Annotated in this window: 16 protein-coding genes and 2 pseudogenes; 8 read left to right on the top strand and 10 right to left on the bottom strand. The window is 68.8% G+C overall.

Annotated elements, in window-relative coordinates; all coding sequences use genetic code 11:
• Positions 1 to 85: 85 nt before the first annotated feature.
• Positions 86 to 251 (top strand): annotated as a pseudogene (locus BCL76_RS40215) (cation:proton antiporter); the annotation flags it as partial.
• Between the two features lie 480 nt (positions 252 to 731).
• Positions 732 to 1,148, top strand: coding sequence for an LppU/SCO3897 family protein (locus BCL76_RS37135; RefSeq protein ID WP_109783951.1), 417 nt, complete (start codon positions 732 to 734; stop codon positions 1,146 to 1,148).
• A gap of 364 nt (positions 1,149 to 1,512) precedes the next feature.
• On the opposite strand, the gene BCL76_RS40210 is transcribed toward BCL76_RS37135, so the two are convergent.
• Both BCL76_RS40210 and BCL76_RS37125 read right to left on the bottom strand, forming a co-directional pair.
• Positions 1,513 to 1,935, bottom strand: a complete 423-nt coding sequence (locus tag BCL76_RS40210; RefSeq protein ID WP_258310138.1) for a DUF6188 family protein — start codon at positions 1,933 to 1,935, stop codon at positions 1,513 to 1,515.
• An 88-nt stretch (positions 1,936 to 2,023) separates the two neighbouring features.
• Entirely contained in the window at positions 2,024 to 2,752 is a 729-nt protein-coding gene (locus tag BCL76_RS37125) for an SDR family oxidoreductase (protein WP_109783919.1), read from the bottom strand.
• Positions 2,753 to 2,932: 180 nt separating this feature from the next.
• Here BCL76_RS37125 and BCL76_RS37120 point away from each other — a divergent pair, with 180 nt between their 5' ends.
• Both BCL76_RS37120 and BCL76_RS37110 read left to right on the top strand, forming a co-directional pair.
• On the top strand, positions 2,933 to 3,424 hold the full coding sequence (locus tag BCL76_RS37120) for a DUF4279 domain-containing protein (RefSeq protein WP_109783918.1): 492 nt from the start codon (positions 2,933 to 2,935) through the stop codon (positions 3,422 to 3,424).
• 561 nt (positions 3,425 to 3,985) lie between these two features.
• Positions 3,986 to 4,786, top strand: coding sequence for an arylamine N-acetyltransferase family protein (locus BCL76_RS37110; protein ID WP_109783917.1), 801 nt, complete (start codon positions 3,986 to 3,988; stop codon positions 4,784 to 4,786).
• Between the two features lie 22 nt (positions 4,787 to 4,808).
• Here the strand turns inward: BCL76_RS37110 and BCL76_RS37105 are convergent, their stop codons facing one another.
• Both BCL76_RS37105 and BCL76_RS37100 read right to left on the bottom strand, forming a co-directional pair.
• On the bottom strand, positions 4,809 to 5,597 hold the full coding sequence (locus BCL76_RS37105; protein WP_109783916.1) for a GNAT family N-acetyltransferase: 789 nt from the start codon (positions 5,595 to 5,597) through the stop codon (positions 4,809 to 4,811).
• Positions 5,598 to 5,656: 59 nt separating this feature from the next.
• Positions 5,657 to 6,886 carry a PP2C family protein-serine/threonine phosphatase gene (locus BCL76_RS37100; RefSeq protein ID WP_258310137.1) on the bottom strand — a complete coding sequence of 410 codons (1,230 nt, stop codon included), beginning with the start codon at positions 6,884 to 6,886 and terminating at the stop codon, positions 5,657 to 5,659.
• Positions 6,887 to 7,508: 622 nt separating this feature from the next.
• Here BCL76_RS37100 and BCL76_RS37095 point away from each other — a divergent pair.
• The gene (locus tag BCL76_RS37095; RefSeq protein WP_109783914.1) at positions 7,509 to 7,715 is read left to right on the top strand and encodes a hypothetical protein; all 207 of its coding nucleotides are present in this window, start codon (positions 7,509 to 7,511) and stop codon (positions 7,713 to 7,715) included.
• Between the two features lie 383 nt (positions 7,716 to 8,098).
• Positions 8,099 to 8,347 (top strand): annotated as a pseudogene (locus BCL76_RS37090) (hypothetical protein); the annotation flags it as partial.
• Between the two features lie 34 nt (positions 8,348 to 8,381).
• On the opposite strand, the gene BCL76_RS37085 reads toward BCL76_RS37090, so the two are convergent.
• A complete protein-coding gene (locus BCL76_RS37085) occupies positions 8,382 to 8,723 on the bottom strand; it encodes a VOC family protein (RefSeq protein WP_109783913.1) in 342 nt (113 codons plus the stop codon).
• Positions 8,724 to 8,900: 177 nt separating this feature from the next.
• Here BCL76_RS37085 and BCL76_RS37080 point away from each other — a divergent pair, with 177 nt between their 5' ends.
• Positions 8,901 to 9,911: a quinone oxidoreductase family protein gene (locus BCL76_RS37080; RefSeq protein ID WP_109783912.1), complete on the top strand. Its 1,011-nt coding sequence runs from the start codon at positions 8,901 to 8,903 to the stop codon at positions 9,909 to 9,911.
• Positions 9,912 to 10,318: 407 nt separating this feature from the next.
• Here the strand turns inward: BCL76_RS37080 and BCL76_RS37075 are convergent, their stop codons facing one another.
• A complete protein-coding gene (locus BCL76_RS37075; RefSeq protein WP_109783911.1) occupies positions 10,319 to 10,519 on the bottom strand; it encodes a hypothetical protein in 201 nt (66 codons plus the stop codon).
• Positions 10,520 to 10,787: 268 nt separating this feature from the next.
• On the opposite strand from BCL76_RS37075, the gene BCL76_RS37070 reads away from it, so the two are divergent.
• A complete protein-coding gene (locus tag BCL76_RS37070; RefSeq protein ID WP_109783910.1) occupies positions 10,788 to 11,237 on the top strand; it encodes a spore-associated protein in 450 nt (149 codons plus the stop codon).
• Between the two features lie 194 nt (positions 11,238 to 11,431).
• Here the strand turns inward: BCL76_RS37070 and BCL76_RS37065 are convergent, their stop codons facing one another.
• The 4 genes from BCL76_RS37065 to BCL76_RS37050 form a co-directional block, all read right to left on the bottom strand.
• Positions 11,432 to 11,653, bottom strand: coding sequence for a hypothetical protein (locus BCL76_RS37065; protein WP_109783909.1), 222 nt, complete (start codon positions 11,651 to 11,653; stop codon positions 11,432 to 11,434).
• Positions 11,654 to 11,804: 151 nt separating this feature from the next.
• Positions 11,805 to 12,389: a hypothetical protein gene (locus BCL76_RS37060; RefSeq protein WP_109783908.1), complete on the bottom strand. Its 585-nt coding sequence runs from the start codon at positions 12,387 to 12,389 to the stop codon at positions 11,805 to 11,807.
• A gap of 189 nt (positions 12,390 to 12,578) precedes the next feature.
• Positions 12,579 to 13,553, bottom strand: coding sequence for a caspase family protein (locus tag BCL76_RS37055; protein ID WP_109783907.1), 975 nt, complete (start codon positions 13,551 to 13,553; stop codon positions 12,579 to 12,581).
• 407 nt (positions 13,554 to 13,960) lie between these two features.
• Positions 13,961 to 14,263, bottom strand: a complete 303-nt coding sequence (locus BCL76_RS37050) for a hypothetical protein (protein WP_109783906.1) — start codon at positions 14,261 to 14,263, stop codon at positions 13,961 to 13,963.
• Between the last annotated feature and the right edge of the window lie 372 nt (positions 14,264 to 14,635).

The following is a 14,635-nucleotide window of genomic DNA, read 5'->3' as shown; positions in this document are numbered from 1 at the left end:
AACGTGCGCAATCCGCCGTGGTGTGCCGGGAAGCCTGGTCGGCGACGGGGATGGCTCTCTTCGCGGGATCGGGGATTCTCACGTCATGGTGCTCGTCGCCGTCTTCGGTGTGGCGCTTCTGGTCGCTGTACTGCTGTCCGGGCTTGCCGCCCGCACGGTCATGTCCACCTCGCTGCGGTTCCTGCTGGGCGGGGCACTGGCCGGCTCTGTGTACGGTGCTGTTCACCGACGGCATGCACGTCTCGTTCCCGAACTACGACCTGCTCGTGCTCCAGGCCGGTATCCCGCAGGCCGAACCGGCGTACACGCTGATCGCCGTCTGCACCGCCTTCTCGATCGTCGCCCACTCCAGCACCGACGTACCACCACACCCCAGCCCCGGCCTCGCCTCGCCCCGCCTCGCCCCGACGAGTGCCGGCGAAACGGTCCCGCACACCCCCGGACAGCGTCGCGCCTGCATGTGCCACTCCCCCGGCCCGACCCCTGACCCGCTCCCGGCTGCGGCCCGAGGGCGAGCGTCGCCGTCCCGGCGAACCGTGCGCCGCCGCGACCGCGGCGCACGTTCGGGTACACGTATTCGGGGCCGAGGCCCCGCCCGCAAGCCGGGGCGGCGGGGCCCTGACGAGTCGACAGGATCACGACTCCGCATCCGAATGGAAAGAGTCCGATTTGCGCGGTCAGGAGTCTGTAACGTACGCGCGTTCGATCAACGCATCCCGAAGGAAACCTCCATGGCCACGCCTCCCGCGCCGCAGACCCCCGAGCAGCCCGTCGCCCCCGGCACGTTCGGCGCCCCCGTCACGCCGTCCGAGCCCGCGAAGAAGAAGGGCGCCCTGGGGAAGAAGATCCTCGGCGTCGTCGTGGCGATCACGGTCGTACTGTTCTGGCGCCTGGGCCTTCCCTACCTGACGGGCGAGACTCCGGTGCACGCGGAGGCCGGCGACTGCGTCGTCGTCACCGGCCCGGAGAACGACCCCAAGGTCGAGAGCAAGGGCTGCACCGAGAAGGTGGCCGACCTCTACAAGGTCGTCAAGGTCATCGACAACACCTTCGACATCGACAAGTGCAAGGACGTGGCTGAGGTCGCTCTCGCGCAGCAGCTCGACTCGGACAAGTTCGTCCTCTGCATGGAGCCCGTCAAGAACTGACGCCCCACACACGCCCGCAGGGGCCGGACCCAACAGGTCCGGCCCCTGCGGGCGTCGGCGTCCGAGCCAGTAGACCCAGCGCCACGACGGCGCGTTCGCCGGCATCGTGATGCTGATGGCCGGCTGTCGCCAACAGGACGAGGGCGAGCACCACAGGAAGCACGGACAGCAACATGAGGGTCATGAGGCACTTATGCCCCCCGCCCCGCGAGGCGATGGATCCTCTGTCGCTCCCCGTCGCTCCTCAAGCTGTCGACGTGCCTGCTGAGCCGGCGGACACAGCGACGCCCCGGTCCCGAGGGCGGATTCCAGCGGTCGTCGCAACACAGGTCGAGTGCCGCAACTCCGTCGGTTGCGGTGGTGGTCAGTGGTGCCAGTCGGTCTCGCCGCCTGGGCCCACCAGGACGGGATCGATTCCCGAGCCGGTGAGGTTCCACGACTCGTAGTCGGGGTCCGGCTCGTCGCTGAGCCGAGTGCCGTCATCGAAGCCGAGGGACAGGGCGCCTTGCCCGGTGACCTCGGTGTCAGTGACGACCCTGGCGAACAAGCCGAGTATCGGCGCCAAGGACGAGCCGGTGGTCGGCGTCAGAAAGGCCTGGTGACCCGAGGGGTCTGTGAGGGTGAACGGTGTCTCGATGACGAGCTCACCAATCGACGCGGACGCGGCCGTCCGGGGCGTGGTCGGTGAAGCGGACCCAGGCCCCCGGGCCTTCCGCTCGTACGAACGACCCGAATCAACCCGCCAAGGCGGTAAGAACCGCTGTAGTTGGCGGACTTGGCCAACCACAGCGCCCCGGCATGGGGCGGGGCGGCGTCGTCTGCCCTGATCGTCCTGGTCCGACCGACCGACCGGGAAGCCGGAGAGCGCGAGGGGTTCACGAGAGCCAGTCGGTGAAGCGGGTGGGAGCGAGATGAGCGTCCATGTCGGTGAGGATGTCGCCCTTGACGACGGCGAACATGCCGGCGGTGGGGTCGGTGACGACCGTACGGTTGTCGCCCTTGCGAGACAGGGCGATCCGGCCCAGCTCGTCCAAGGGGAATATCTCGGGGCCGGCGATGTTGCGAATGCCATTCAGCGGGGCACCCGCGGCAACCTCCGCCACCGCGTCGGCCACGTCCTTGGAGGCGATCGGCTGGATCGGCCTGGCGGGCAACCGGACGGTGTCGCCGTCGGCTGTCCAGGACAGGACGGCGTCCATGAACTCCATGAACTGCGTTGCCCGGACGATCGAGTAGGGGATGGGCCCGGCCGCGAGGATGTCCTCCTGGAGCACCTTGGCCCTGTAGTAGTCCAACTCCGGCACCTGGTCCGCGCCGACGATCGAGAGGATGACGAAGTGGCCGACGCCGCCCTTCTGGGCCGCGGCCAGAAGGTTGTCCATCGAGGTCTGGAAGAAGGCCGGAGACGCTTCGTCGAAGGTCGGGGAGTTCGTCAGGTTGACGACGACGTCGGCTCGCACGACCGCCTCGTCCAGACCCTGGCCACTGATGACGTCGACTCCGGTGGACTGCGAGTGCGGTAGCGCCTCGTGACCGGCGGCGTTCAGAATCTTGACGACCTGCGACCCGATCAGCCCGGTGCCACCGATGACTGCGAACTTCATGACGTGCCTTTCGTCGGGAGATGCATCCGCGATATGACACATAGTCTCGATATGGGCGTTCAACATGAGGTAAGGGCCATGCGCCCGGTGAACGTGTCGCTCAATCGGTCAACTCGCGCAGGCGATGGAGGATGAAGAGTGACCGGTGAAGGGCGAAGGGCGAACGCGTACTCTTCGGGGATGCCTCTCCACCAGTACGTCTATTTCGCTCTGTCCAGCCGACGCATTACCGCACAGGAGATAACTGATGCGCTGGGCATAGAGCCTGATGAGACGAGGGTGGTCAACCCGCGTAGGCTCCCTGTTGACCCGGCGAATCCGTTCCGCCAGATCTGGAAGGTCGTGTGCAGGGAACCGGGCCTGTGCGTGGACGAACAGATCGCGCACGTCTTGGGCCGTCTCAGGCCGCAGACCGACCGCATAGCCGAGCTCATGAGGCAGTTCAACGGTGTGGGAGACGAGGAAGAACCTGGCCTCGCAGCCTGGCTGGAGGTCGTGCGCTACTTCAACGACGACGAACACCAGGACGGGGCCGGGCAGCCGGAGGGGCAGGACGAGCGCAACCTCTTCGGCTGGGCGCTGGACCGTGAGACGATCGCCTTTCTTGCCGCTACTGGCGCGTATCTGGACGTCGATGAGTACGACATGACCCCGACTCCGCTTTCGGACTGAATGCCGACGAGGATCTAAAATCCGCGGTTTCTTCCAGGAGTCCGGCGGATGTACCCGACCGGCCCGTTTCGTTTTCGGCGCGTTGAAGACGCAGACCCGGCACCGGACCAGGTGAGTGTGGCTTCGTTCGCGAGTTGCAAGAACGCCTGTAGTTGCCCGACGAGAACACCCTAATCACGGTCGACTTCGGGGGCGTCACGGTGAAGCCGGCCGGCGAACTGGTGACCTGCCACCTGTTCGCGTTCCGGATTTCGTACCCGGGGAAAGCCGTGCACCAGCACCTAGTCTTCGCCTCGGCGGGGCAGGGGCGTTCTTCGAGGGCCACGTGCACGCTCTCGACGTGCTGGGCGGGATGCCGACCGGAAGGGTCCGCTACGACAATCTCAGGGCCGCCGTCGCCCAGGTGCCGGGCTTCTCACGGCGCCGGGTGGATGCGGAACGCGAACGCCGTGACGCCGGCCCGCCAAGGCATGGACATGCCGGTACGGTGACCGGGCCCTACCGGGCTCCGGTGCCGGCCGGGTATGGCCGCGGCGGGGGGCAGGTTGCGAGACTGGCGGGATGGAAGAGTTTTCCGCGTCACGCGTTGACGCCTACCTGCTACGGATCGGGGCGGAGCGGCCCGGGTCGGCGAGTGCGGACGCCCTGCGCGACCTGCACCTGCGGCATCTGCGGACCGTTCCCTTCGAGAGCCTGTCCATCCACCTGGGCCAGGAGATCGTGTTGGAGGAGGAGGCGCTGCTCGACAAGCTGCTGCACGGCGGCCGCGGCGGTTTCTGTTACGAGCTGAACGGCGTGTTCGCACTGCTGCTGCGGTCCCTCGGCTACCGGGTGGAGCTGCTGCAGGCCCGGGTGCACTCGGCCGACGGCGGGCCGGGCGTCCCGTACGACCACCTGGCGCTGCGCGTGGAGTGCGAGGACGGCCGTCCATGGCTGGTGGACGTGGGCTTCGGCGACCACAGTCACCTCCCGCTGGCCTTCGACGAGCGCGACGAGCAGAAGGATCCGGGCGGCGTGTTCCGGATGGTGCCGGTCGACGGCCCCCACGGGGATCTCGACGTCCTGCAGAACGGCGTGCCGCGGTACCGGCTGGAGACGCGCCCCCGAGTCCTGTCCGACTTCGTGACCGGCGCGTGGTGGCACAGCACCTCGCCCGCGTCCGGCTTCACCCGCAAGCCGGTGTGCTCGCTGCTGACGGAGGCCGGCCGGACCACCCTCAGCGACCGCGTCCTGACGGTCACCGCCCACGGGGAACGGACCCAGCGGACCCTGGCCGACGACGCCGAGGTCCTGGCGGCCTACCGCACCCACTTCGGCATCGACCTGACCCGCGTCCCGGTCCCCCTCCACCCCCGCCCGTGAAAGCCCAGGACGACCCTTGGGCCTACGGCGTCAGCGGCGTCAGCGGCGTTCGAAGGCGTGCGAAGGCGTGCGAATGGCCGATCACGGTGAAGCCGCGACGCTCGTACCAGTGGCGCGGCCAGTCCATGGCATCGGCGGTCAGGAAGCGGAAGTCGCTGTCGTGGGCCGCGGCCAGGTTCAGGGCGCCCGCCAGGACGGCGTCGGCGTAGCCGCGTCCGAGGTGCGCCTCGGCAGTGATCAGATCCTCGATCTGGGCGGTGCCGGTGGCCCGGTCGACGTAGAGGTCGGCCCACGAGGCGACCTCCCCCGTCTCGGTGCGGGCGCCGATGAACCGCACGACGTCCGCCCCGCCCCGGCGGGCCTCACGCCGATCGACGAGCTGGCGCAGGACCTCGTCGTCGGCGTCGGGCAGGAAGCCCCGCCAGCGCAGGGTCAGCGGAGCGCGCAGCGCGTCGAGGTCCACCTCCTGGGCGGGTCCGGGGTCCGGCACCGGGCCCGTGTGCAGCATGACCAGGTAGGTGGAGTGGGTGTACCCGGCCCGGATCAGCGGCTCCGCGCACGCCTTGCCGGTGTCGTCGTCGAGTACGGAGATCAGCCGGTGCGGCAGCCGTCCCAGGGCTTCCTCCGCGATCGCGGGCAGCGCCTCGGGGTCGACGGCCGCGTCGATGACGACCTGGTTGTTCGCGTGGGACTGCGCGAACGCGTCGTCGTACACGGCGAACCCACCGGGGAGGGCTACGGTGCGCGCGGCCTGGCGGCGGGCGAAGTCCGACAGGAAGGTGTTGACGCGCTGGAGGGCTGGGCTCGGCATGGGCCGATCCTATGCAGGCGGGGCCGCGTACGCCTTCGAGTTTCTCCGCGGGCCGACCGTCACAACCGGAGGATGACCAGCGCGGTGTCGTCGGTGAGGCCGACCGCGGGGATGAGCTCGGTCAGCAGGGCGTCGGCGAGGACGTCGGGGACGGAGCCGCGGTGCCGTACGAGGGCTTCGGCGAGCCTTCCCAGGCCTACGTCGATGTCCTCGCGGCGCCGTTCGATGAGCCCGTCGGTGTAGAGGGCGAGGGTGGAGCCTTCGGTGAAGGCGACCTGTGCCTCGGGGCGGCGGGTGTGCTCGGGCCGGGCGCCGAGCGGGGGGTCGGTGGCCTGGTCGAGGAAGGTGATGGTCCCGTCGGGATGGCACAGGACGGGAGGGGGGTGACCCGCGCTGCTGTAGGTGAGGGTGCGACTGTTCCAGTCGATGAAGACGGACACGGCCGTGGTGGACTCGGCGCCTTCGATGTCGCGGGCGTACAGACCGAGGACCTCCAGGGCCTGGGCCGGCCCCTCGGCGACGCGGGAGGCGGCGGACAGGGCGCTACGGAGCTGGCCCATGACGCCGGCCGCGCCGAGTCCGTGGCCGACGACGTCACCGACGGCGAGGGCGGTGCGGCCGGGCTGGTCGACGAGGTCGTACCAGTCGCCGCACACGTTCAAGGCCTCGGTGGCGGGCCGGTAGCGCACCGCGGCCCGATGGTGGCCGAGCGGGCGCGGCGCGGGCAGCAGCGACTCCTGGAGGTGAAGCGCGACCTCCCGCTCGTGGGCATGGATGCGGCGCAGGCGTTCGTTGACGGTTTGGAGCTCCCGGGCGCGGGTGTAGAGCTCGGCCTCCAGGATGTCGGCGGCTCGGTCCCTGCCGCTGGGGCCACCACGGGCCCGGATCAGTTCGGTGACCTCTTCCACCCGGTGCAGCAGGAGGGCGACGCTTCCGTCGGGGGCGAGGACGGGGACGTTGACGGGGCTCCAGTAGCGCTCCTGCCACACCCCTGACCGATCGGGGGACTCGACGTCGTAGCGCTGCACGGCCATCGTGTCGGGCTCGGCGGTGGTGGCGACCCGTTCCAGGGAGGCGCGCAGGTTGCGCATGCCGGTCGCCGCGTCATCGGCGGGGTTGTCGGGGAAGACGTCGAACAGGTAGCGGCCGATGAGCTGCTCGCGGGTGCGGCCGGAGGTCGCCAGGAAGGACTCGTTGACGTCCACGTAGACCAGATCAGGCGTGAGCAGGGCGACCGCACCCGGCAAGGCATGGAAGACCGCCTGGTAGTCGATCCCGGATCCGTCCACGTCCACCTGTTCGCACGCCGCCGCCCGATCATGAGGTCGTTCCCACGATAAGTGCGAGGGCGCGGGGCTGGCCCGCCGTCGGCCCGGCATTGAGCCGTTCGGCCCAATGCCGGGCGCCCGGGGGGCACCGCACTCGGACCGGGACGGGCCGCCTGACCTCACCCGAGCCGCTCGGCGAAACCGGCTCGGAACAACGACACGAGCCCCTCCGCCCCGCGCCCGCAGCGACCAACGTCCCGCGGAGCACCCAGAACGACCCACGGCAGCGAACACACCCCGCACTCGCCCCGTCCCTCTTCTTCCCGCGCACAGGGGGTGAGTCTGCGTGGTCACCACCCGCCGGGCGGCTGGTGACCTGCAAGAACGACCCACCGCCGACGGCCGACGTTCCCCCTCGGTCTCCCCCGCCCACCGCGGTCCGAGGCGTCGGCCGCTACGGGATGGCCGCCACCTTGCATTCACTCCAAATGACCCGATCCCGCATCACCACCGCCCGCCACCTACCCATCTGCAACCCCTGCGGCACCGACGAAGCCGTCCGCGACCACACCGGCCAACCCCCGATCCCACCCACCGACCGGCCCATCAACTTGTCCAGGTAGCCTACTGCGAACGCACCGGCATGGATCCCGACAGGCTGCGGAGCTACCTCCAGGTAGGGCAGCAGGAGCTCCGGTCCGCCGGCCCGCAGGAGGACGCCCGCGCGCACGTGGCGGGCCTGGTGGGCGAGGCCATCTCGGAGGAGGAAAGCTACCTGCCGCCGCAGGTGGCGCAGTTGGCCCGCAAGGTGGCCGAAGTCCTCGGAGTGCCCGAGCCGGCCGCGACGTAACACCGGGGTCGCGTGGTCGTTGGACAGCGCGCACCCATTCCGGGCCCCCGGGGATGTCATGGCTGATCTCCGGGGCCCTCGGGGTTGCTGGACGAACTTCTACTACGGCGACTCCTCCCGTCGTCGCGCGGTCCAAGAAGACGTGTTCTCGCCGACTTGGGGTAGGGCCCGGCCCGTGTGACTGCAGCCTCACACGCGCAGTGGTCTCCCGCGCAACGGGGAAAGCCGACCGGGTTCGGCGAGCGCCTACGGCTGCTCGTGGGCTGTCAGCACATTGGTCACCGCAGACCTGAGCCTGATCTACTCCGCACTCCTCGAACATCGCCCGCCCGACCCGGATCGGTCGCGAGGCCTTGCGGTGTTTACTGGCCCGCCGAGGGACCGCGTCCTGGGCCAGCCCCATCAAGGCCCACTTCGGACCGCTCCGGCAGTTCACCCTCGCCGACTCCCACCACCGCAACCACACCGTCCAGGCCCGGGCTCTGCACGTCTACCTGCGCCGGCGGAACAAGAACGCCCGCCACCCCGAGGTCCTTGCAGCACAGCGACGCGAACGCGCCCGCATCCGCATCCGCATCCGCGGCGAGAAAGGAATCCGCTGGGGCGGCAGACCACCCCTGGGCTCAGCGTGACCAGCCGCGCCCACCTTTCTCCCGAATATTTCCCTCAGCGACTGACGTACTCGTAGACGCCGCCGTCCGGATGGCGCAGCACGGCACGGTGTCCGTTCGGGGTGGCCTGCGGAGGAGCAATCAGGGCGGCCCCGGCCGCCACGGCTCCCGATATGGCCTGGTTCAGGTCCGGCACCGACAACGTCGCAGCCACTCCCGCGAAGCGCCCTGCTGCCTCTTCCGACCCGCTGAAAAGGAGGAAGGCGCCGACAGCGGCCAGCTCCAGGCCTGCGAACTGAAACCTGTTGGCTGCTTCCCCGGTGAGCTGCTCGTAGAAGGACACAGCAGCGTCGAGGTCATCCACGCGGCGGCGCAAAGTCACTGAAGTGATCGACATACACACATACTTACACCCCTTCAGGATCCACCGACACCACCCCGATCACCCGGTGAACGTTGCCGATCACAGCACTAGGCGACTCGGCTCTCGGCGGGGGCGCGGGGTGGTCTGCCTGCCGGGAATCGGATCGCCATCAACGGGGTTGGTGGGGGATGAACCAATATTGGAGGGGTCATGCGAGCGATTCAGGTGTACGAAGTGGGCGGTCCCGAGGTGCTGCAGGAGGCCGAGGTGGACCAACCGCGTCCGGGTCCGGGCGAGGCGGTCGTGGAGGTCGCCGCATCCGGGGTGAACTTTCTCGACGTCTACCACCGCGAAGGCCGGTACAGCCTCCCGCTGCCCTTCACCCCGGGCTCTGAGGGCGCCGGCACGGTCGTCGAAGTTGGACCCGGCGTCACTGACGTCGCGGTCGGGGACCGGGTCGGTTGGGTGGAGATTCCCGGCACGTATGCCGAGCGGTCCGTCGTGGACGCCTCTCGGCTGGTGCCGCTGCCCGATGACATCGGCTTCGAGACAGCCGCCGCCGTGCTCCTCCAAGGCATGACCGCGCACTATCTCGTCAAGGACGCGTACCCGGTTCAGGGGGGTGACACGGTGCTCGTGCATGCGGCTGCTGGTGGCATGGGGCTACTTTTGACCCAGCTCATCACCCATCTCGGCGGCAGGGTGATCGGCACGACGTCGACCACGGCGAAGGCCGAGCTGGCGAAGCGTGCCGGGGCCGCCGAGGTGGTCCTTTCCTCCGCCGTCGGCGATCTCGCAGCCGAGGTGAGGCGACTCAACGGCGGTCAGGGACTGCCGGTTGTCTTCGACGGCGTCGGCGCGCACACCTTCGATGCGAGCCTCGCCAGCCTGCGACCACGCGGCCATCTCGTGCTCTTCGGCGCGGCAAGTGGTGCCGTGCCGCCGTTTGATCCGATTCGGCTCGCCCACGGCGGTTCGCTGACCCTGATCCGGCCCAGCCTCGGGCACTTCATCGCCGATAGGTCCGAACTGCTCCGACGGGCCGCCGATGTGTTCGAGTGGGTGCGCTCCAAGGCGCTTGAGGTCACCGTAACGGGCCGCTACGCATTGTCCGAGGCCGCCCAGGCCCACAGCGATCTGGAGGCTCGGCGTACCACCGGCAAGCTGCTCGTCGTACCCGATGCGGCCGCTCTTGGACGCCGCGAGGAGACGCACAGCTGATCGCGTGTGACGAGGTCGGCGATCTTGGAGACTGAGATGTCGAGGGCATGGCCGACCGTCATCGCCGAGATCCCCGACAGCATCAGGCACTCAGCAGGCCAAGATGATCACGCCACGCCGAGTTTCGCGCGAGCCCGCCCGGAAGCCGGCGCGCCTCGGCGCCGCCCTCTCATCGAGGGCCGGCGGCCGGGCAGATGCACGGGGCCCGGGCGGGCTCGGATCGTGTGAGGCAGGTCGAGGGAGGGCTCTCACCTGCCTGCAGTGATCACCACAGGACACTGAGACAGAGGTCTTCGGGTGTGGCCGAGACCAGGGGGCATGAAGGCCGGCCCGCGGGGGCTGGGCCAGGCGCAGGCCGGGCAGGCGGCGGCTGAGGGTCGTCAGAGCGGCATGGGCTGTGACCCGGGTCAGGCGCCGGCCCAGGCGCTGATGCAGACCGCCCCGAAGGCCATGTGGTCGAAGGCCGGCTGCTGGGGGTCGAACCGGTCCGGGTCGGCGTGGCGTGCCGGGCCACGGTCGGCGTCGGCGCCGACGTCGGCCAGTGAGCAGACCAACCACTCGCCCCGGCGGATACGAACACCGGCCAGGGTGAAGGCCTGCCCGCGCAATCTCCCGGCGGCGGCCGGATACCCACTCCCGGGACTCTGCCGACTGGCCCCCGGGGCACGGCATCGCGCCCCGGGGCCCCGTCAGGCCGCCATGTCCCCGGGGAAAAAAGGGTCGGTCACTCTCGAAACGTCCCAGGGCCGGGTGCGCCGTGGAGGTGCCGATCAGGCGAGGCGGTCGCATCTTTTGCGAACGATGCGCAACCGTTCCGCCGTCGCGCATGTCCCACCATGTGGGAGTAACCAACTCCAATGACGACCTGGGGGAAATATGAAATTCACCCGTTCCGTCCTTACCACCACCGCATTCGCCGCCCTGGCCCTGGCGGCCACGACCGCGCTGGCGGCGCCCGCCACCGCCGCGCCCAACACCACGCCGCAGAAGGTCTGCGGAAGCGCCTACAAGACCGTGAACTCGGCCGCCATCGGTTCGCTGGGCACCGTCTATCTGACGTACAACGCCTCGAACGGCAAGAACTGCGTCGCGACCATCCGCAACAACCCTGGTGCGGCCGTGGACATGGCCCTCTGGATCGAAGTCAACGCAACCTCGGAGCGCGGCGAGGACTACGGCCGGTACACGTCGTACGCGGGCCCGGCCTACGTGTACGGCAAGGGCCACTGCGTCGACTGGGGCGGGGGCATCAGCAACGTGCATGTGCAGGTGTACAACTCCAACTGTGGTGCGCTCAAGGAGCACCGGGTCACCGAGGTCCGCTGACCCGAGCTCCTCCTGACCGCGACGTTCTGTGCCGTCGTGCAGTCGTCGGGGGCACAACCTACGACCCGACGACTGCACAGGAACCGCCGTGGTCCGGCTCGCCCCGGCAGACTCGCCGAGTTCTGCCGGATTCGTAGGATCGGAGGGCCTGGGGACTCCGGGCACGGCTTTGCATTCTGAGCCGACGAGATGGCTCAAGAGACTTGGCTGCCCGGAGTCCCGCGACGAGCGCCGGGGCGTACGCCGAACTCGCCGAGGAACGGCGCCGGCGCGACGAGGCCGCCCGCCGCCGGCTCACCGAAGCGGAACTCGACCGGTACGAGCAGCAGCTGCGCGGCGAGGAAGAAGCCGACTTCCCGTCTCATATCGACGAAGCCGAAGCCCACCTCGACGAGCTCCAGGCCGACACAGGGCACGGCCGGTCCACGACACCTGGATCGGCCGGGCCCAGCATCACGCCATCCCGGCGCAGGTCAGCCGCGAGCACCGGACAGCGCGCGGCCGGCGCCCGCTTCGCGGGCGCCGGCTGGGGTCTGTCGTCGTCGGGGCCCGCCCCGTCCACGGTCGTCAGAAGTGGAACGAGAAATCCAGGAACTTGGTGCTCGCGGTGGCGAAGGTCAGGGCGTCCCGGAAGTAGGCCGGATCGGCGTCCTTCGGCGGCTTGGGCATCGTCGGGTACTGCCCGGAGGCGCCGAAGTCCTTCTTGTCGGACAGGACCTGCACGGTTCCCTGGGCGAGGATCAGCGCGAGCGTGGTGGCGTAGTCGACCCAGCCCTTGTCCTTGCGCCGGTGTGCGGGCACGCTGTCGATCGCCGAGATCAGGTCCTTCTTCTGCGGCTTGAACTCCTTGGTGGCGATGTCGATGATCAGCGGCCCGAGGGTCTCGACCGCCGCCCATACGAGGGGCCAGATCTTCTCGTCCGGCACGTTGTCGACCTTGGTGTCGACGAAGTCCTTGGTGGCCACCTTGTAGCCCTTGGGGTTGGCCTCGGCGGCGGCGATGTAGTTCTCCAGCAACGACCAGGTGATCGTCGCCACGTCGCCGTAGGCGTTGGACGTCTCGAAGTCCTTGCCGGAGGCCTCGCCGGCGAAGGCCGCCTCGAGCTGCTCCTTGAACCGTTCGGCCCTGGGGTCGAGTGATGTAGCGGTCATCTCTCCTCCTGAGTGATCTTGCCGATGGTCGTCGGCGTTCTTCGCGGCGCCACTGGCACCGCTGCTCTTCTTCGGGGCTTTCTGCTGGGGTTTCGGGGGATTCGGTGCAGCAGGCGGCGCCTGCTTCTTCCTGGAGGCCTGGGAACTGGCCTGAGCGGCTGGGGCAGACGACCTCGCCAAGTAGGCCTCCTAGCGCTCGCTCAGGTTCTTGTTCAGCCATGCCTCGACCGAGTCGCCGATGTTCGAGATCTGCTCGTCGGCTTTGAAGGACTTGGTCCCGTCACCCATGGAGATGAGGGTCTGGGTGAGCAGGTGCGGCTGTGCGAGAGGTGCCATGGCGATCGGGTGCTGGGTCATGTTGAGCCGGTCGAGGCGTTGGCTCACCAGCCTGTTGAGTTCGGCCACCGGTAGGTCCGGACGGATGTCGTTGATCAGGGCGTAGGTGAAGGCGGACAGCTGATCGGTGGGCGGGCTTCCCGCGGCTGCCGTCTCGTTCGCCAGGCAGGCCGAGAACAACACTCCGTTGAGTTCGGCCGCGGCTTCCTTGAACGATTTGGCCGGCGGGACGCCGACCGGATCGATCATGAGGTTCTTGGCGATGGCTCCGGCGTCGGCGGTGGCCGATCGGCCGAAGAACTTGAACTGGGTCACCTGTGCCAGCAGTTGGGCGTCGCGGCCGGCTCGTTCCGGGTCGGGCGTCCAGAACTTTCCCTTGGCGACGTGGCACTGTGTGGCCCCGTTCTTCTGCGTGGTGACGAATCGCTTGCTCATGCCGCCGGAGTGGCAGGAGTCCAGGATCACCGTCAGTACGCTCGGCGGCAGTCCCTGGGTGCGGCGTACCAGGTCGGTGTCTTTGAGGAAGTCGTCGTAGAGGCAGAGCACCTCGACCATGGTGCTGCCCTCGGGATAGCTGTATCCGTGGGAGGACTGGAAGAAGACGATCTGGTCTCCGGAAGTTACTCCGGTGAACAGCCAGTCGAGCTGGTCGAGGACGTTGGTCAGCGTCGCGTTCTGGTTGTGCACGAGCTGGATGTCCATGGGGTCGAAGTCGTACGACCCTTCGAGCATGTTCCTGATCGCGAGCGTGTCGGCGACGCAGGAGTTGAGGTTGTTTCGCGGATCCGGGTAGAGGTCGATGCCCACGAGCAGGGCGCGTTTGGTCATGGTGGCCCTCGGGGATCACGTCGCGGTGCGAGATGGTGCCGGAATCCGATCACGCAGCGTGACAATAAAGTTACAGAGAGTGTGCATTTCGGGCAAAGCGACACGCTGGATCATGGGTTTGGTGACGCGACAGTGGCATATGGCGGCTGGGCGGGAGCTGCGAGCGCACCGCACAAACCGCCTACGCGTACGCGAGGGCAAAAATCACCCCTGCGGGGTACTGCGGGCCGGGGTGTGCGTCCGGGCGGTACCCGCGGTTCCCGGGCCGCGCGGGCAGCCCGGAAAACCCGCAGGCGCTCGCTCACGACCGGTGCGTCACCCGAGGCCGGGCCCGCCCAGCCGGCTCCGCCGATGAGCAACACCACCGCAGGGATCGTCGATTCGTCAGTCAAGTAGGTGGCGGGCCATCAGGACCGCCCACCACGGCCGTGCCGTTCCTCGACGACTCGACCTACGAGGCCCCTGCGGCACGGCCACGCGAACGACCGGGCGGCCGAGTCGGAATCGAGGTCGGTGATGACGTCGTCCCGGATCTCGCCCACCATCGCCTCGTCGCGGTCGGCCCACGCCCGCACCAGGTCGGGCCGGATGTACCGGACGGCGATCGAGCGGTCGCCGAGCGGGCGGGCGTACTTGGAATCCATGTGGCTCTGGGCGACCGGGTAGATCTCCATCCGGCTGCCCCGGCCGTCGTTGTCCAGGTGACGCACCGGCCGACCGGAGCGGATCAGGTTCTCCCGCCGCCGCCACCAGTAGGGCGCGTCGATCCGCTCCCGGCTCGCCGCGGACGGCGGTGGCGCTCTTCACGGTCGCGGCGGGGAATACCGACGGCCAGTGAGGCGGTTCGAACGCGCGATGCGGAACCGAATGCGACCGAGACGCATCTTTGAACACGTTCAGTGTTCAGCCTTTGGGGGTTCTCCATTTCCACGCAACGCAACAGGACCACGTTCTGGCTCTCGGCCGGAGCGGTGGTGACCGTCCTGACGTCCGCCGGCTGGTGACTCCACGGCGCCAACCAGGAACTGGACGGAAAGGCTCCGGTCTCCTGCGGCCAGGCCGTCCGCTTCCTTCAAGCCGCC

It is taken from the genome of Streptomyces sp. CG 926, assembly GCF_003148825.1.
Classification (GTDB): Bacteria; Actinomycetota; Actinomycetes; order Streptomycetales; family Streptomycetaceae; genus Streptomyces.
Note: the sequence above shows the minus strand (reverse complement) of the source record. Positions and strands in the feature narration are given on the sequence as shown.